The 16078-nt window shown below is 60.1% G+C and carries 11 protein-coding genes; 6 read left to right on the plus strand and 5 right to left on the minus strand.

What is annotated here, in order from left to right:
* Positions 1-352: 352 nt before the first annotated feature.
* The 3 genes from TK06_RS09260 to TK06_RS09270 all read right to left on the minus strand — a co-directional run bounded on the left by TK06_RS09260 (position 353) and on the right by TK06_RS09270 (position 5365).
* Positions 353-1717 carry a DUF1329 domain-containing protein gene (locus TK06_RS09260; RefSeq protein ID WP_063321839.1) on the minus strand — a complete coding sequence of 455 codons (1365 nt, stop codon included), beginning with the start codon at positions 1715-1717 and terminating at the stop codon, positions 353-355.
* Positions 1718-1945: 228 nt separating this feature from the next.
* Positions 1946-4093: a 3-hydroxyacyl-CoA dehydrogenase NAD-binding domain-containing protein gene (locus tag TK06_RS09265; RefSeq protein WP_063321840.1), complete on the minus strand. Its 2148-nt coding sequence runs from the start codon at positions 4091-4093 to the stop codon at positions 1946-1948.
* A 63-nt stretch (positions 4094-4156) separates the two neighbouring features.
* Positions 4157-5365, minus strand: coding sequence for an acetyl-CoA C-acetyltransferase (locus TK06_RS09270; protein WP_063321841.1), 1209 nt, complete (start codon positions 5363-5365; stop codon positions 4157-4159).
* 389 nt (positions 5366-5754) lie between these two features.
* On the opposite strand from TK06_RS09270, the gene TK06_RS09275 reads away from it, so the two are divergent.
* Positions 5755-8430: a LuxR C-terminal-related transcriptional regulator gene (locus TK06_RS09275; RefSeq protein WP_161951735.1), complete on the plus strand. Its 2676-nt coding sequence runs from the start codon at positions 5755-5757 to the stop codon at positions 8428-8430.
* 159 nt (positions 8431-8589) lie between these two features.
* On the opposite strand, the gene TK06_RS09280 is transcribed toward TK06_RS09275, so the two are convergent.
* Together TK06_RS09280 and TK06_RS09285 are read right to left on the minus strand one after the other, a co-directional pair.
* Positions 8590-10137 (minus strand): acyl-CoA synthetase, encoded by a 1548-nt coding sequence (locus TK06_RS09280; protein ID WP_063321843.1) that lies wholly within the window; start codon positions 10135-10137, stop codon positions 8590-8592.
* 74 nt (positions 10138-10211) lie between these two features.
* Positions 10212-11660 (minus strand): aldehyde dehydrogenase family protein, encoded by a 1449-nt coding sequence (locus tag TK06_RS09285; RefSeq protein WP_063321844.1) that lies wholly within the window; start codon positions 11658-11660, stop codon positions 10212-10214.
* 140 nt (positions 11661-11800) lie between these two features.
* On the opposite strand from TK06_RS09285, the gene TK06_RS09290 reads away from it, so the two are divergent.
* Genes TK06_RS09290 through TK06_RS09310 form a run of 5 tightly spaced genes read left to right on the plus strand, consistent with a single transcriptional unit; the run spans position 11801 to position 15990 of the window.
* Positions 11801-12952 (plus strand): acyl-CoA dehydrogenase family protein, encoded by a 1152-nt coding sequence (locus TK06_RS09290; protein WP_203417420.1) that lies wholly within the window; start codon positions 11801-11803, stop codon positions 12950-12952.
* Positions 12953-12978: 26 nt separating this feature from the next.
* Positions 12979-14385, plus strand: coding sequence for a phytoene desaturase family protein (locus TK06_RS09295; protein ID WP_063321846.1), 1407 nt, complete (start codon positions 12979-12981; stop codon positions 14383-14385).
* Complete coding sequence (locus TK06_RS09300; protein ID WP_063321847.1) at positions 14382-15089, plus strand: hypothetical protein; 708 nt, start codon at positions 14382-14384, stop codon at positions 15087-15089. Before TK06_RS09295 ends, TK06_RS09300 begins: the two co-directional genes overlap by 4 nt.
* Positions 15086-15721 carry a cytochrome c oxidase subunit 3 gene (locus tag TK06_RS09305; protein WP_063321848.1) on the plus strand — a complete coding sequence of 212 codons (636 nt, stop codon included), beginning with the start codon at positions 15086-15088 and terminating at the stop codon, positions 15719-15721. Before TK06_RS09300 ends, TK06_RS09305 begins: the two co-directional genes overlap by 4 nt.
* Positions 15718-15990, plus strand: a complete 273-nt coding sequence (locus TK06_RS09310) for a cytochrome C oxidase subunit IV family protein (RefSeq protein ID WP_063321849.1) — start codon at positions 15718-15720, stop codon at positions 15988-15990. Before TK06_RS09305 ends, TK06_RS09310 begins: the two co-directional genes overlap by 4 nt.
* The last annotated feature ends 88 nt before the right edge of the window (positions 15991-16078 follow it).

Consider the following 16078-nt stretch of genomic DNA (forward strand, 5'->3'; position numbering starts at 1 on the left):
TATTTATTAGCCCATTCGCACATACCGAACATCGCGGCGGAACACTCCTGGCAGAGGAGCATGAATGCCCCGTACGATGACTACTGGCAGACGACGTTACGCTCCACAGCCCCCACCCCTGTCGTCGGAACCGACGAATCCAGTTAGCGGGACGTGAGTCGATAGAAGTGGCCATAGGAAGCCCGGAAACAACAAGGCCCGCCGAAGCGGGCCTGTCTGCAGCCATCCATCGTCCAAATACATCGGCTAGGCAGGCATCTGCACCTAGGGAGCGGCACCTCCGGCCTCCAGCGATCCTTTTTGCAGATAGCACCAGGCCGCCCCCGAAACGAATTGCGGCCTGTACCGTTACTCATTCAACGGATACCCGTCTGCCCCATGTTTTCGGGGGACCAGGTGGACTCCGGGGGGTTTGCCAATCGCTGCGTAGCCGCCCCCCCTTGAAACCCGTAAAGGACGGCAGAATGTAAGCACCTCGCTCCAGATCGAACGTCAGCGTATTGTCCGGAATCAGTCCATAGCCGTACACATAGTTCGGGATGGTCAGCATGCTGTCGATGCGAATCAGCTTGCCGGTGACATCGTAGCTGTCGGCAGTACCGGCCCCGCTCGCATCTTCATCGATGTAGAAGCGCCGCTTGGGTAGCAGATGACGGAAGCCCGGTTTCAGCGTGGCCTCGACCACCCGCACACGGTGCAGCTCCCAGCGGATGCACTCCGGATTCGGGAAACTCTTTGTGAACAGCTTGTCTTCCGAGCACGCCTTGTAGTCGTAGACGGCGAAGTTGTTGTAGTTGATCAGCTTCTCCTCCACTCCCAGATACTTGAAGTCGTAGCGATCCTGTTTCCCCAGGATCAAACGCTGCTGATCCATGGTGGTGATGCCGCCCGCCACTGGCGACGGTGTGTCATAAGCCAGATCCGGGGCCAATTTGACCCGACGCTGGCCAGGAAGGTACTGCCAGGCGCGCTGTTCGCCGCTGACCTGGTAGCGTGCCAGCGTCTGCTCGCCGTTACGCCGGGCCGGGTCGTACACGAAGAAGCGTACGCGCCAAAACTCGGCACCGCTGCCTTTCGGACCGTTGTCGGTGGTATCCAGAAACTCGCTGGATTCCAATACCTTCAATGCATTCAGCAAAATCCGCCGAGCACTACCATCGACCAGATAGGATCGGGCGTTAGCTTGCAAGGGCGGGGAGTACTGCAACTGGTGGTTCCAGATCACTTCGTTGCCGGTCTTCGGCAGCGGGAACGGCAGACCCGCATAGCAGCCCTCGATACTGACCCCGGCGTTGGCGGTCTTACAGGCGTCCACGTTCTTGCGCGTATTGTCCTGATAGGTTTGCGGGAAACGCACAGTACGCCGAGTCTGGTACACATTCATCTTGTACTCGGGGTAGCGCGCGAACAGCGCCTTTTGCCCCTCGGTCAGGCGCTCGGCGTACTGGGAAAGGTTCTGCGGCGTGATGGTAAATATCGGCTTATCGTTCCACGGATCACAGAAGTTGGTCGGCTCGTCCTTGTCGTAGCAGGCTGGCAGGCTGAGCGGCTCGTCCGAGTACGCCGGGATGCTGCCGTCGGCATTACCGCTACGCTGCGCACCGAACGCCGTCAGCTCAGCCCCACCCAATTGCCCCGCCTCGCTGGCGAAAGCTGATTGAACGGCGCCGGCCAGGACGGCAAGCGCCAATACGCTGGCTAGGTTGCTTCGCTTCATGTTTCCCTCTCTTGTTATATTCATCGGGTGGCGCCACCGCGGCAGCACCAGACTAGGGGTCAACGGGCTCGAGGACTTTCGCCCAGTACCCGCAAGCATTTCAGGCATTGGTGCAATCCGTCCGCCCCCAAGCTACGCGCCCGGGTCGCGGGGGGTCGTTGAATTTAACTTACGCTCAGCCCCTCCCGTTTCGGTCGTCGAAAGCGACGAATTGCGCCGTCACCAGGGTTAACGCAGTTCTTCACCTTTGGCGGCCTTCTCCAGCAGCAACACCGGTGGCGTAAAGCGCTCACCATAGGTCTGCGCAAGCTCACGGGCACGCTGAACAAAACGCTCGACGCCATAGCCGTTGACAAACTGCAAGAAGCCACCGGTCCAGGTCGGCGCGCCAATGCCGAGGATCGAGCCGACGTTACCGTCCGCCACCGAGCGCAATACACCCTCCTGCAGACACTTCACCGCCTCGATAACCTGACGGAACAACAGACGCTCCTTGATATCCTCGACCGGCAGCACCACCTCCGGCCTGACGAACAGCTCGTAGAGCCCCGGCCAGATGGTCTTTTCGCCGCCTTCCGGGTAGTCGTAGAAGCCACCGCCGTAGTGACGCCCCGGGCGGTTGTACTCCTTGATCAGGATGTTGCCGACCGCGTCGCTGTGGCTGTTGTCGAAGACGGTGGCAAACACGCCCATCTCCTTCTGCGTCTCGTTGACCTTACGCATCAGCTCCAGGCTGACTTCGTCGAGTACGGTCAATGGCCCTACCGGCATGCCGATCTGCTTGCCTAGGTTGTCGATCAGCAGTGGATCAACACCTTCCTGGAGCAGCTTGCAGCCTTCGTCGAAGTAGCTGCCGAAGGTGCGCGAGGTAAAGAAGCCCAGCGAATCGTTGACCACGATGGCGGTCTTGCCGATCTGCCGGGCAAAGTCGAAGGCCTTGGCCAAGGCCGCGTCACTGGTCTGCTCACCACAGATGATTTCCACCAGCGGCATTCTCTCCACCGGCGAGAAGAAATGGATACCGATGAAATTGGCCGGGCGCTTGGAGGCATTGGCCAACAGGGAAATCGGCAGGGTCGAGGTGTTGGTGCCAAACACGGCAGACTCAGGCAACTGCGCTTCAGCCTGCTGGGTGACCTTGCCTTTCAGATCGACGCTTTCGAACACGGCCTCGACGACGAAGTCGACGCCCTGCAGGTCGGCATAGTCCACGGTGGGCTTGATCAGGGCGAGAATCTCGTCTTTCTTCGCTTCGCTCAGGCGCCCCTGGCTGACCGTCTTGCTCAGCAGTTTCTCGACATTGGCCTTGCCGCGCTCGGCGGCCTCCAGACTGACATCCAGCAGCATCACCTCGATGCCGACCTTGGCCGACACATGGGCGATGCCGTTGCCCATCATGCCGGCGCCAATGATGCCGAGCTTGCTCACCTTGCTCTTGTCGAAACCTGTCGGCCGGCTAGAGCCACCGTTCACTTCGTTCATCTGGAAGAACATGGTGTTGATGATGTTCTTCGCCTGCACGCTGGCGGCCAGGTGGGTAAGGCCACGGGTTTCCACCAGCAGCGCGGCATCGAAGTCCAGCAGGGTAGCCTCCACCGCCACAGCGAGAATACGCTCCGGCGCCGGCAGCAGGCCGCGGGTGTTCTTCGCCGTCATCGCCTGAGCCCCGGCGATCATCTGCGCCACATGGGGTTGTTGCGCAGTTCCGCCGGGAATCTTGTGCCCCTTGTGATCCCAAGGCTGTAGGCTGACGCCATCATCGCCGACCTGCGCCTTTATCCAGGCCTTGGCCGCCGGCACCAATGCATCAGCCTGTTCGATCAGCTCATTGACCAGCCCCAGGGCCAGCGCTTCCGCCGGCTTCATGCGCTTGCCTTCAAGCAGCAACGGCAAAGCTCTTTCCAGGCCCAGATGGTGCACCAGACGGACGATGCCTCCGCCCCCCGGGAGCAGACCGAGGGAGACTTCGGGCAGGCCGACCACTGCGGCAGGGCTGTTGAGCAGCACCCGGTAGTTACAGGCCAGGGCGATCTCGAAGCCGCCACCCAGGGCCGCGCCATTGATCGCGGCGACCACCGGCACCGGCAAACGCTCAAGGCGGCGCAAGTCATTCTTCGTCAGCTCGATCTTGGCCTGAAAATCGGCTTCATCACCGGGCTTGAAATCGGTCAGCTCGTTAAGGTCGCCACCGGCAAAAAAAGTGCTTTTCGCCGAGGCAATGACGACACCGGTCAGGCCGTTTTCCTGCTCTAGGCGATTCACCGTCGCGGCCATGGTTTCGCGGTACAACTGGTTCATCGCGTTGACCGGCCCCGGCATATCCATGGTCACAGTGACAATGCCGTCGGCGTCCTTCTCGTAATTGAATGCGCTCATAGGTTGTTTCTCGTAGAAAGAGTGATCCGCCACGGCACAGACTCGCAGCGGCTTTGAAGTGGCTCAGAGGCGTTCGATGATGGTGGCGATACCCATCCCGCCACCGACGCACAGGGCGATCAGGCCGCGCTTGAGGTTGCGCCGCTCCAGCTCATCCAGCACGGTGCCGACCAGCATCGCGCCGGTGGCGCCGATCGGGTGGCCGAGGGCAATGGCACCGCCATTGACGTTGGTGATTTCCGGCGAGATATCGAGGTCGCGCATGAAGCGCAGCACCACCGAGGCAAAGGCCTCGTTGATCTCGAACAGATCGATGTCCTGCACGCTCAGGCCCGCCTTGGCCAGGGCCTTCTTGGCAGCCGGACCGGGGCCGGCCAGCATCAGCGTCGGCTCGGTGGAGAGCACCGCGGTGGCGATGATCCGCCCGCGCGGAGCAAGCCCCAGTTGCTGACCAATACGTTCACTGCCCAGTAGCGTGGCGCTGGCGCCGTCGACGATACCCGAGGAATTACCGGCCGTATGGATGGGCTCGATGCGCGCCACCTGGGGGTACTTACGCAGGGCTACGTCGCTGTAGCCGAGCTTACCCATGGCGGCGAATGAAGGCTTGAGCTGGCTCAGAGCCTCCAGGGTGGTGGCCGGTTTAATGAACTCGTCGCGCTCGAGAACGACCAGACCATTAAGGTCGCGCACCGGCACCACCGAGCGATCGAAGTAGCCACTGTCGCGTGCATGGGCGGCACGCTGCTGGGAAACCAAGGCGAAGCGGTCAACATCCTCGCGCGAATAGCCGTCGAGCGCGGCCAGCAGGTCTGCCCCGATGCCCTGGGGTACCGACTGCAGCTTGAAGGCGATTTCCGGATCCTGAATCCAGGCCTGGCCGGCGGCGCCCATTGGCAGGCGCGACATCGACTCAACGCCACCTGCCACGATCAAGTCCTCCCAACCGCTGGCAATGCGACTGGCCGCCTGATTCACCGCCTCCAGGCCAGAGGCGCAGAAACGATCGATCTGTACACCGGGCACGCTCTCGTCCCAGCCGGCGTACTGAACCACGCATTTGGCAACGTCGCCCCCCTGCTCGCCCACGGGCTGGCCACAGCCGAGCACCACGTCATCGACACGCGAGGTATCCAGATCGTACCGCTGCTGCAGCTCGGTCAGCAGCCCGGCGGCCATGTGCACGGGTTTGACGCTGTAAAGCGCGCCATCTTTCTTGCCCTTACCACGCGGCGTGCGTACGGCGTCGTAAATGAATACTGCCTGTGACATTGGGAGGCTCCTCTTGGCGATTTCGGTTGCATGACCGAAGCCTATGAGCCTCCCTGACCGACCACATCGTCGGAAGCGACGATCACCGCAGTACTGCCGCACCAGACTATGCCAACCCGTATCTGCCGCCAGTGCCATGCGACCGCGGGTGGTAGCCCGATAACCAGCCCAGAACCCGTTCACGAGTTCCTGGCCGTCGGCCATACGGTGTTTGAAACAGCCTCGAAATGCTCATTTACACCTCGTAGACTCCGCTTCCTCGGCTGTTTTAACCTTGTCTGGTTTTAGTCACAAGCGTTGAAAGGGCTTGCGCCAGGTACCGCTTGCCCCATAGTTTAAGAAACCAATAAGAACAGGCGGAGGCATCGCACCTCCATGAAGGATTCATGATGTCGTCGAATCACCGCTCCTTGCCCTACATCTCGCGAGCCAAGGTGACGCCTCCCGCCACCTCGCACTTCGAAGTCCCGCGTCAGGCCATGCTCGACCGCGCGGGCCAAGCCGAGACCAGCCGTGCCGTGCTGGTGCATGCACCAGCCGGCTTCGGCAAGACCACCTTCATGACCCAGCTGCTGGCCCGCTATCGCCAACAGCGCATGACCACCGTCTGGCTTACCCTCGACGCTGGCGACAACGATGTTTCGCGCTTCCTCAGCGGTTTCGCCACCGCCATCGCCGGCCTACAGCCAGACGCGCCGCAACAGGACCTGGGCCAGTTGCGCAACACCGATCTGGTTGCCTGGATCCTCGACCAGATCGGTACACACCAGACCCCGCTGGCCATTTTCTTCGACGACTTCGAGGCCATTCGCAACCCTGTCGTCCTCGGCCTGGTGGCTCGCGGCATCGAGGCGATTCCGCACAAGACCTGCCTAGTCATAGGCAGCCGCACCTTGCCGGATATAGGCCTGGCCCGTCTGCGCGCACGTGGCAGCCTGACCGAGATCGATGCCGCCAGCCTGCGCTTCAGTGTCGAGGAAACCCAGGATTTCCTCACTCAGCGCCGCGGTGTCGGCCTGAGCAGCACCCAGGTAGAGCGCCTGCAGTGCAGCACCGAAGGCTGGGTCACTGCCCTCTGGCTGGCCTCGCTGGCCCTGGAGAACCACGGCGACACCGACAAGTTCCTCGATTCCTTCTCCGGTTCCAATGCGGCCATCGCCGCCTACCTAGCCGAGGATGTGCTGGCCGCCCTGCCCGAGCCACTGCGCCTGTTCCTGCTGCGCAGCAGCCTACTCGACGAGTTGAGCCCGGCTTTGTGCAACGCGATCTGCGACTGCAGCGACAGCCTCGACATGCTGCGCGAGCTGGAGCGCCACCAACTGTTCCTCGTCCCGCTCGACGAGCAGCGCGACCTTTACCGTTATCACAGCCTGTTTCTCGACTTCCTCCGCCACCAGATGCAACGCCGTTACAACGAAGAGCTGCCAGCCCTGCACCTGGCCGCCTGCAATGCCTATCTTGCGCAAGGACGGGTCATTCCGGCCATCCGCCATGCTTTGCAGTGCGGCAATACACAGATTGCCATCGACCTGCTCCACCAGCATGTCGACATGCTGCTCAGCCAGGGCCGCCTACGCCTGCTGGCCGAGTGCATCGGTCAACTACCGAAGGCAGAGCTTCAGCGTCACCCCCGACTGCAATTGATCCGCGCCTGGTGCACGGCCTTCACCTGGGGCCCCAAGGAGGCCCTGACCCTGGTGGCCGATATCGACAGCAGCACCCTCTCGGGCGAGTCCGCAGCCTATCTGCTGGCCCTGCGCCCGATGCTGCTGGTGATGATGGACCAATCCGAACAGGCCTACGAGATGGGCACGCAGTCCCTGGCCCAGGTAACCACCGCATACCCCTTCGCCTGGGCCATGCTCAACCAGGCGCTGACGCAGACCAGCATCCTCCTTGGCCGACATCAGGAAGCGCACCAATACGTCGATGAGGCACGTCGGGCGCAGAGCGATTCCGCTGGCGCGTTCGGTTTCGTCCTCGCCGAATCGGCCGAAGCGCTGCTCGACATGATGGCCGGCCGCCTCAAACAAGCGACCGCGCGCCTGCGCCTGGCCACGACCATGCTCGAAGGCTCGCGCCGACGTGATCGCAATGGCAACGCCCTGGCCGCCGTCCAGCTGGCCGAGACGCTCTATGAAAGCGACGAGTGCGAGGAAGCCCTGCGCCTGTTACTGATCTATACCCCCCTGGTGCAAGATCTCGGTCTCTCCGACGGCCTGATCACCGCCCATACCCTGCTGGCCCGCATCGCCGACGACAAGGGCGACCGTGATCGCGCCCTGCAAATGCTCAGCGAACTGGAAAACGTCGGCCACCGCCTGGGTCTGCCCCGCGTCTCGGCCAGTGCGCGCCTGGAACGGGCCATGCAAACGCTGGCCCATGGCGACCAGAACGGCGCCCTCGAACAATTGGCCCTGGCCGAACAGACCTTTCCCTGGACCGAGACCGCGACCCACTGGGGCATCGCCAACGACACCCTGACCCCGACCATCTGCCGCCTGCGCTGGATGATCCGCAGTGGAGCGTCCGGCAAGGCCATCGCGCCGCTGCGCAGCGAGTTGGCCGAAGCCGAACGCCTGCAACGCGGGCGCCGGGCGCTGAAACTGCGCATTCTGCTGGCCGAGGCGCTGTACCGCGACAACCAGGCGAAAATGGCCCTGCGCACCTTGGAGCGGGCCCTGAAGTTCGCCCAGACCGAAGGCTTCGTGCGTACCTTCCTGGAGGAAGGCGCGACCGTACAGATCATGCTGCGCGAGCTGCACAACGAACGCGAGGACAAGGACGCAACGGATGACAGCAGCCTCGAACGCTGGCTGCGCAGCAGCGCCACCGCTCAGCCCGCAGCCGGCAGCAACGGCACACTGGTCGACCCGCTGACGCAGAAAGAGCTGAAAGTGCTCAACCTGCTGGGCCAAGGATTGTCCAATGCAGCGATGGCGGAAAAGCTGTTCGTCTCCGACTCGACCGTGCGCACCCATCTGCGCAACATAAACCTCAAGCTGCACGCCAGCAGCCGCACCCAGGCCATCGCCATCGCGCGACGCATGGGCCTGTGCACCTGAACGCAACACCACTCACCAGCGAAAAGACCGCCCTTGGGTGTAATGCCGATCAGTTAAGCCTCAAACCTGTGGGAGCTTTGCTCCCACAGGTTTTGTGTCATGTGATCCTTGACTGACTGGCATTAGCCCTTGGGCGGCCTTTTCGTTATGGCACGGTGCTCAGGCTAACCGGGCACGGTATTCGTCACGCAGCAGGCGCTTGAGCAGCTTGCCGTTGGGCTCACGCGGCAAGCTCTCGGCGAAGTCAATCACCCGCGGACACTTGATCGGCGACAACTGCTCGCGGCAGTAGGCAATCAGCTCATCGACCAGCGTAGGGGAAGGTTCCACGCCCGATTCCAGTTGCACCACCGCGCGCACCTCCTCACCAAAGTCACGGTGAGGCGTGCCGATCACCGCCACGTCGAACACCTTGGGGTGAGTGATCAGTACGTTCTCGGTCTCTTGCGGGTACACGTTGACCCCACCGGAAATGATCATGTTGTTTTTGCGGTCGGTGAGGTACAGGAAGCCATCGGCATCCACATGTCCGATATCGCCCACCGTGGCCCAGCCGGCCGCATTGTAGGCCTCGGCGGTTTTCTCCGGGTCCTTGTGGTAGCTGAAGCGCGGGCCGTTGGCGAAATACACCAAGCCATCCTGACCCACCGGTAGCTCCTGACCGTCCTCACCGACGATATGCAGCTCGCCGAGAATAGCGCGACCGACAGTGCCAGGACGCGCCAGCGCGGTTTTGCTATCGACCATGGTGGAACCGATGCTTTCAGTACAGGAATAGAACTCGGCGAGGATCGGCCCCCACCATTCGATCATCGCCTGCTTGGTCGGTACCGGACATGGAGCCCCTGCATGCACCGCAACCTTCTGACTCGACAGGTCATAGCGCTCATGCACTTCCTGCGGCAACGCCAGCAGGCGGTGGAACATGGTCGGCACCCACTGGCTGTGGGTGACGAGGTAGCGCTCAATGGCTTTGAGGGCGTTTTCGGGGTCGAACTTCTCCGCCAGCACCAGGATGCCGCCCAGGATGGTCATGCCTTGCCCCCACTTCATAGGCGCGGCGTGATAGTAAGGCGATGAAGAGAAATACACCGACTCTTCGTTAACACCAAAACCGCGCTGCATAAGACCTGCGATTACCGCCGTACTACCCAAAGGCAAACCGGTAAGGTTCGGCTTCACCCCCTTTGGCCGCCCAGTAGTACCCGAGGAATAAAGCATTTCGCTACCTTCCACGGCATCACGAATGGGGCTGCCATCGAACGCTGACAACGCGTCATCGAATAGCTTGACGCCAGGCACCGGGTCGAGGCTGTAGATCTGCGGTGGCCTTGGCAAGGCGCGCACGGCATCAAGAATCGCCGGTGCTGTCTTGGCACTGACCAGCAGTACCTGGGCTTCACAGTCAGCCACGATGTAGGCCGCCTCTAGAGCAGTCAGACGCGTACTGATAAAGGTGTAATACAGGCCAGCATAATGCGCTCCCCACTGTACTGCTGGGCACTCCAGGCGATTTTCCAGGCAATAGGCCACGTGATCACCTGGCTTCAGACCCAACCACTGGTAAAGGCGGCCGAGCCGGTTGGCATAGGTATCCAGTGCGGCGTAGGTCAGCGTGGCGCCTGTTTCAGCCATGATCACAGCGGGTTTTTCCGGCGTACGCATAGCATGCACGCCTGGGTACAGTTGGGGTTGCTTGTCGCTCATTGCAGCGGCCTCTTGACAGTTGGCATTGCTTACGCTCGTGTGGCTGCACACGATTATGGTTGTTATGCAGTGGTTCACAGATGCTTGAGTATCCAGCCGAGTATCTTGCGCACTCGTGGCTTGTAAGGCGGAAAGAACATAGTCGCCAAAAGCACCTGCGTCTTGACGATGGCGCGCTCATGGGAAAATGCGCGAATGCCCCATTCGCCATGGTAACTGCCGATGCCGGAGTTATTGACTCCACCAAACGGCAGGTTGTGGTGCAGAAAGTGTGCGGCAATGTGGTTGACACAAGTACCGCCAGCACTGGTACGGACAATCAGCGCATCGGCACTGGCCGGGTCGCGACTCCAGATATACAACGCCAGTGGTTTGGGCGCTGCGTTGATGCGCTCGATCACCTCATCCAGATGATTGAAAGCGATAATTGGCAACACCGGCCCGAAGATTTCTTCTTGCATGATCCGCGCGTCATCAGGTACGTCCCCCAACAACGTCGGCGAAACAAAATGCGCGCCGACATCCACTGCTCCGCCATAAATCAGTCGCGCACCGCGGGTCTTGGCGTCGTCGATCAGGTCGGCCACACGCTGGGTGTGACGCACGTTGATAACCCGTGACAGTTCAGCATCCATGGCGGCCAGTCCCTCGCCGTACCAGGTGTCAAGGTGAGCGCAAACGCGCTGCACAAACTGCGCATGGATGCTGCTGTGAACATAAATGTGATCTGGCGCGATGCAGGTCTGCCCGGCATTGATGAACTTGCCCCAGGCGATGGTCTTGGCCGCAAGCTCGATGTCAGCGCTCTGGTCGACCACCACCGGCGACTTGCCGCCCAATTCCAGGGTGACACTGGTGAGATGCTTGGCTGCGGCGCCCATCACCACCTTGCCAATCGACGGCGATCCGGTGAAGAAAACATGGTCGAAGGGTAGCTCGAGTAGCGCCTGTGCCACACTGGCATCGCCCTCAAACACAGCCACTTCGGACTCATCGAACACTTCACGAATGATCTTTACCAATACCGCCGACAGGTTTGGTGCAATCTCCGAGGTTTTGATCATCGCCGTATTGCCACTGGCAATGGCCGGGATCAGCGGCCCCAGGGTCAGCGTTACCGGGTAATTCCATGGTGCCAGAATCAGACAGCGCCCACGCGGCTCATAGCGAACCCAGGCGCGAGTTCCCAGCGTCATCATCGACTGTCGCACACGGCGTGGCTTTAGCCATTTCTTCAGGCGCCTGCAATAGTCCGAGATATCCATGATCACCGGCATCAGCTCGGTGAAATCGACCTCCACCGGTGGCCGTTTGAAATCTTTCCCGGCGGCCTCGACTATGGCTTCGCGATGCATCATCAGGACCTCACGCAAGCGTCTCAGCTTGGCGATGCGCTGCTCGACAGTGGAGCTGCGCAGGCTTAGTGCCGTCTGGCGCTGAATCGCAAATATCCGCTGGATATCCGCCGCCAACTGCGGCGTCAGTGTCTCGGTAGGGAAGATTGGTGCCGGGGCAGCGGACATGGCGCAACTCTCTGGTAGGACTGACTGACCCTCATCATCGCCAACGCTTCGAAGATGGAAATCGTCGTAAACGACGACACTGAACAATCCCCCCTTGCCTAGCATGCAGGCACAGCCCAAAGCAAAGCAGGGACATTCCTATGATCGACAGTTACCAACCGCGCTGGATGAACGAAGAGCTTCTGGCGCTGCAAGATCTTGCCAGACGTTTCACCGCCGAAGAAGTTACCCCCAATCAGGAGCGCTGGTACGAACAAGGCGCCACCGACCGCGAAGTCTGGCTCAAGGCCGGTGCCGCCGGCATCCTGCTACCGGACATCTCCAGCGAATACGGCGGTTCCGACGGCACCTTTGCCCACGAAGCGGTACTGGCCCAAGAACTGTGCCTGGCCGGTGATACCAGTTGGCGCTGTGGCCAGCAGATCCATGTGATCGCCGCCCACTACATCGAACGCTACGGCAGCGAAGAGCAGAAACAGCGTTATCTGCCAGGCCTGGCCAGCGGCGAACTGATTGCCGGCATGGGCATGACCGAACCCAGCGGAGGCACAGACCTGCAGAACATGCGCACCCGCGCCATCAAGCAGGGCGACAAGTACATCATCAACGGTGCCAAGACCTTTATCACCAACGGCTCCATTGCCGACATCCTGGTGCTGGCGGCAAAAACAGACCCCAAGCAAAAAGCCAAGGGCGTCTCGCTGTTCATCTTTGAAACCAACAACCCGGGCTTTCGCGTCGGCCAACGCCTGAAGAAGATCGGCTTGCACGGCTCTGACACCTGCGAGCTGTTCTTCGAAGACTGCGAGGTGCCCGAAAGCGCGCTGCTCGGCGGCGTCGAAGGTCGCGGTTTCTACCAGATGATGCAGGACCTCACTTACGAACGCACCTTGACCGGCATCAACTGCGCCGCCGTCATGGAACGCGCTTTCCGCGTGACCCGCGACTATGCCCACGACCGCACCATGTTCGACAAGCGTCTGATCGATCTACAACACCCGCGCTTCGAACTGGCCGAGATCAAGACCGTGGCCACTATTGCCCGGGTGTTCTCCGACTTCGCCGTCGAACGCTATCTAGATGGCACCATCACCGCCGACATTGCCTCGATGAGCAAGTGGTGGATCAGCGAGCAGCAATGCGAAATCATCAGCCGCTGCCTGCAGTTGTTCGGCGGCCACGGCTATATGCTCGAGTACCCGATTGCCCGCATGTACATCGATGCACGCATCGAACCCATCTACGCTGGCTCCAACGAGATCCTCAGGGAAATCATCGGCCGCGGCCTGTAACGCCCCCTTGGCGCAAGGAGACAATCATGTCGGACAACCTAGAATTTGACGCCTTAGTCATTGGCGCGGGTGCCGGTGGTCTGTTTACCGCGGCGCTGCTGGCAAAGCGCGGCTACCGCACATTGCTCGTGGAGCGGCTCGGCGAAGTCGGAGGTCGCGCATCGACTCGTTACAAAGATGGCTTCGCCGTGAATACCGGGGCACTCGGGATTGAAATAGGTACAGAAACTGAAGAGGTGTTCAACGAAGTTGGCGCACGGTTGATAGTGCGTCAACCCTCGCCGGGTATAGTTTGCCGGGTCTCAGGCAAGGATATAAACATCTCGGCGGGCCTTCCTGGCATGGCAAACCGTGTTGCTATAAAGCTACTGCGGCTTGCTCTCCACGTTATCCCACCACTCCAGCCGCGCCCAGGTGAGTCCAGTCATGCCTGGGTTACACGCTTCACCCACAATCCGACGGTCCTGGGTGTACTTCACAACTTCATTGGATCAATCTTTGCCACCACGCCATACCTGTTACCCGCCGATCTTTTTTTGCACTACCTGACGACCAAAGGAGCATTCAAGCAATTCGGATTCCCTCCTGGTGGAACCGTAACGGTATGGCAGGAACTCCTCACTGCCTACAAACGTCACGGCGGCGAGATTTGGTTGAACGCGCAAGTAGAGCAACTTAGTTTTGCAACCGACGGCACGGTGAACGGTGCTACGGTCAATCGCGATGGAATCCCACGGCAACTGACAACCAAGCTGACGGTGAGTGACATAGGGCCACAGGCAACCCTTGGCCTGTGCGGGGACGCAAACCTTCCCGCCGACTACATCACTACGGTAAAGCGCCAGTACCAGCCAAGCGCCATCATCACGATTTACTTTGCCAGTACTACGCCCCTGGCCAGTTTCCCAGGATTTGCCTGCTTCAGCTCCACCCGGAGGCTCTGCTACGCAACGAGTTTCACGCCAACCTGTCCGGAAAACTCGCCGCCAAACTGGCATCTTTACTGCGGAGCCAGCGTACCGCAACCCTGCACCGGCGACTTCAATGAAACCAATGAAATAGAACTCCTGAAAGCTGACCTGCTAGACGAGTTCCCTGGCTTCGCGCAGGCACGCATTTTGGACGTGGTAGTGACCCGCGACGAGTGGCCCGCGCAACGAGCCATGGCTGGCGCGGACTTGCCGAATGAAACCCCCATTGCGAACCTCTGGAACGTCGGTGATGGCGTCAAAGAATGGGGTAGCGCGGCAACGACCGCCTGTGCCGAAACCGCCATTCTGGTAGCGGCCAAGATTGAACGAGCATACCCCTGGCAAGCAGCACAAGCGGTGCTCGAACCCCAACAACAAGAACATGCAAAAGCCGTATCACAACCCATCCCACAATCCCACGCTGTTGACCACACCAGCAGTAGTCCTAAGGAAGCACTATGAACCAGCGCGTTTTCAGCATCAGCGCCTGGAGCGGTACTGCCGCATTAGTTGTGACCTGTCTCGGGTGGCTGATCGCAGGAATACTGCCACTCCCCCTAGGCCCCTCAACCAGCGCTATAGAAGTCGCCGCGTTCTTCATCGACGATGCGACGGTGACGAAGATGGGCTTTGTCATTGCTTCCGTCGGGGTTGGACTGATGCTTCCCATGTTGGCTGCCATCTCAATGCACATGTTGCGCATGGAAGGCCGTTACCCATTGCTCAGTTTTACCCAGATGATTGCCGGCGCAGTTACCGTGATACTTAACACCCTCCCCCAGTTACTGTGGGCGACCATCGCCTTTCGTACCGATCGAACACCCGAGGAGTATCGAACACTGAACGATATCGCTTGGTTGTTGCTGTTCACGGGGATCATACCTTTCATGGTCCAAAACATTGCCATCGGCACGGCAGTGCTCAGCGCCCCCCACAAAGTCTTTCCACGCTGGGCAGGGTTCCTCAATCTGTGGGTTGCATTGGCCTTTGTACCTGACGTACTCGCTTACTTCTTCATGAGCGGACCATTCGCCTGGAACGGGATCTTCGTCTTCTGGTTGGCACTGGGGGCTTACGCGGTATTCCTGGTAGGCATGGGCGTTGCAATCAAACACGCCAATGCACAAATCATTGCCCTCGCCAAAATGGAAAGAGCCTCTGCATGACCTCTCAGGTCCCGGACTTTCTCTGCAACGACGTCGCAATGCCCATAGAGGGTAAACCGTCGCATGCCGCCGATGACAACCACCCTGGCGAAGCGGGAATCTGGGTATTCATCTTCGGTGACATGATGATTTTCAGTGCCCTCTTTTTGACGTTCCTCTGGAACAACCGCCAAGATCGTAGTGCCTTTTCAAACGATGCAGGCAGTCTGTTCCAGAGCATCGGCGGCATCAACACACTCATCCTACTCCTCAGCTCATACCTGGTTGTGCTCGCCGTGGGCGCACAGCGTCGCGGTCATACCGTCCGCGCCGGCCGCCTGATACTAGGCGCTTTGGTCTGCGCGTTAGGATTCGCCAGCCTCAAGGCAATCGAATACAGCATTGAAGTCGCCAATGGGCATACACCTACAAGCTCCTTGTTCTTCACCTTTTACTTCGTTCTGACTGGCATCCACTTATTGCACGTTCTGATTGGCGTATGCCTGCTCAGCCTCTGGTGGAGCAGATGTAACAGCCAAGCTTCCTGGAGCGATGAGCGCGCCTTTGTCGAAATCTCGGCGGTCTATTGGCATATGGTCGATCTGCTGTGGATCCTCATCTACACGCTGCTCTATTTGGTATGCATCGCATGAGTGCCTCTTCGCAGCAACATGTGACCATCGTCTGGCTCTCTCTGGTATTAGCCACCTGCGCTACCTGGTGGCTGAGTACCAGCCACCCTTTTTCCGCCACCAGCGAACACCTGGCGTCCTCCATTGCGATAGCCATCGCCTTCATCAAGGTCTATTACATCGGCATGGACTTCATGGAGCTTCGCGGGGCTCCTCGGGTACTGCGCCGCATTTTCATGGCCTGGATCGGACTGACTGGCGGTGCCGCAATCGCACTCTATGCCATCTAGGTGCAACCATGGTTACCGCCAGGCCGCCGGTCTTCGTGATCGTGAAGTGTGTTAGATCAATCCATTCAACTTCGTAACCTCACTTGCT

It is taken from the genome of Pseudomonas fluorescens (assembly GCF_001623525.1).
In the GTDB taxonomy this organism is placed as follows: Bacteria; Pseudomonadota; Gammaproteobacteria; order Pseudomonadales; family Pseudomonadaceae; genus Aquipseudomonas; species Aquipseudomonas fluorescens_Q.

What these genes read in the sequence shown, in the direction of transcription:
- TK06_RS09260 (WP_063321839.1), bottom strand. Translation starts at nt 1,717, where the DNA reads ATGAAGCGAAGCAACCTAGCCAGCGTATTGGCGCTTGCCGTCCTGGCC.
- TK06_RS09265 (WP_063321840.1), bottom strand. Translation starts at nt 4,093, where the DNA reads ATGAGCGCATTCAATTACGAGAAGGACGCCGACGGCATTGTCACTGTG.
- TK06_RS09270 (WP_063321841.1), bottom strand. Translation starts at nt 5,365, where the DNA reads ATGTCACAGGCAGTATTCATTTACGACGCCGTACGCACGCCGCGTGGT.
- TK06_RS09275 (WP_161951735.1), top strand. Translation starts at nt 5,755, where the DNA reads ATGTCGTCGAATCACCGCTCCTTGCCCTACATCTCGCGAGCCAAGGTG.
- TK06_RS09280 (WP_063321843.1), bottom strand. Translation starts at nt 10,137, where the DNA reads ATGAGCGACAAGCAACCCCAACTGTACCCAGGCGTGCATGCTATGCGT.
- TK06_RS09285 (WP_063321844.1), bottom strand. Translation starts at nt 11,660, where the DNA reads ATGTCCGCTGCCCCGGCACCAATCTTCCCTACCGAGACACTGACGCCG.
- TK06_RS09290 (WP_203417420.1), top strand. Translation starts at nt 11,801, where the DNA reads ATGATCGACAGTTACCAACCGCGCTGGATGAACGAAGAGCTTCTGGCG.
- TK06_RS09295 (WP_063321846.1), top strand. Translation starts at nt 12,979, where the DNA reads ATGTCGGACAACCTAGAATTTGACGCCTTAGTCATTGGCGCGGGTGCC.
- TK06_RS09300 (WP_063321847.1), top strand. Translation starts at nt 14,382, where the DNA reads ATGAACCAGCGCGTTTTCAGCATCAGCGCCTGGAGCGGTACTGCCGCA.
- TK06_RS09305 (WP_063321848.1), top strand. Translation starts at nt 15,086, where the DNA reads ATGACCTCTCAGGTCCCGGACTTTCTCTGCAACGACGTCGCAATGCCC.
- TK06_RS09310 (WP_063321849.1), top strand. Translation starts at nt 15,718, where the DNA reads ATGAGTGCCTCTTCGCAGCAACATGTGACCATCGTCTGGCTCTCTCTG.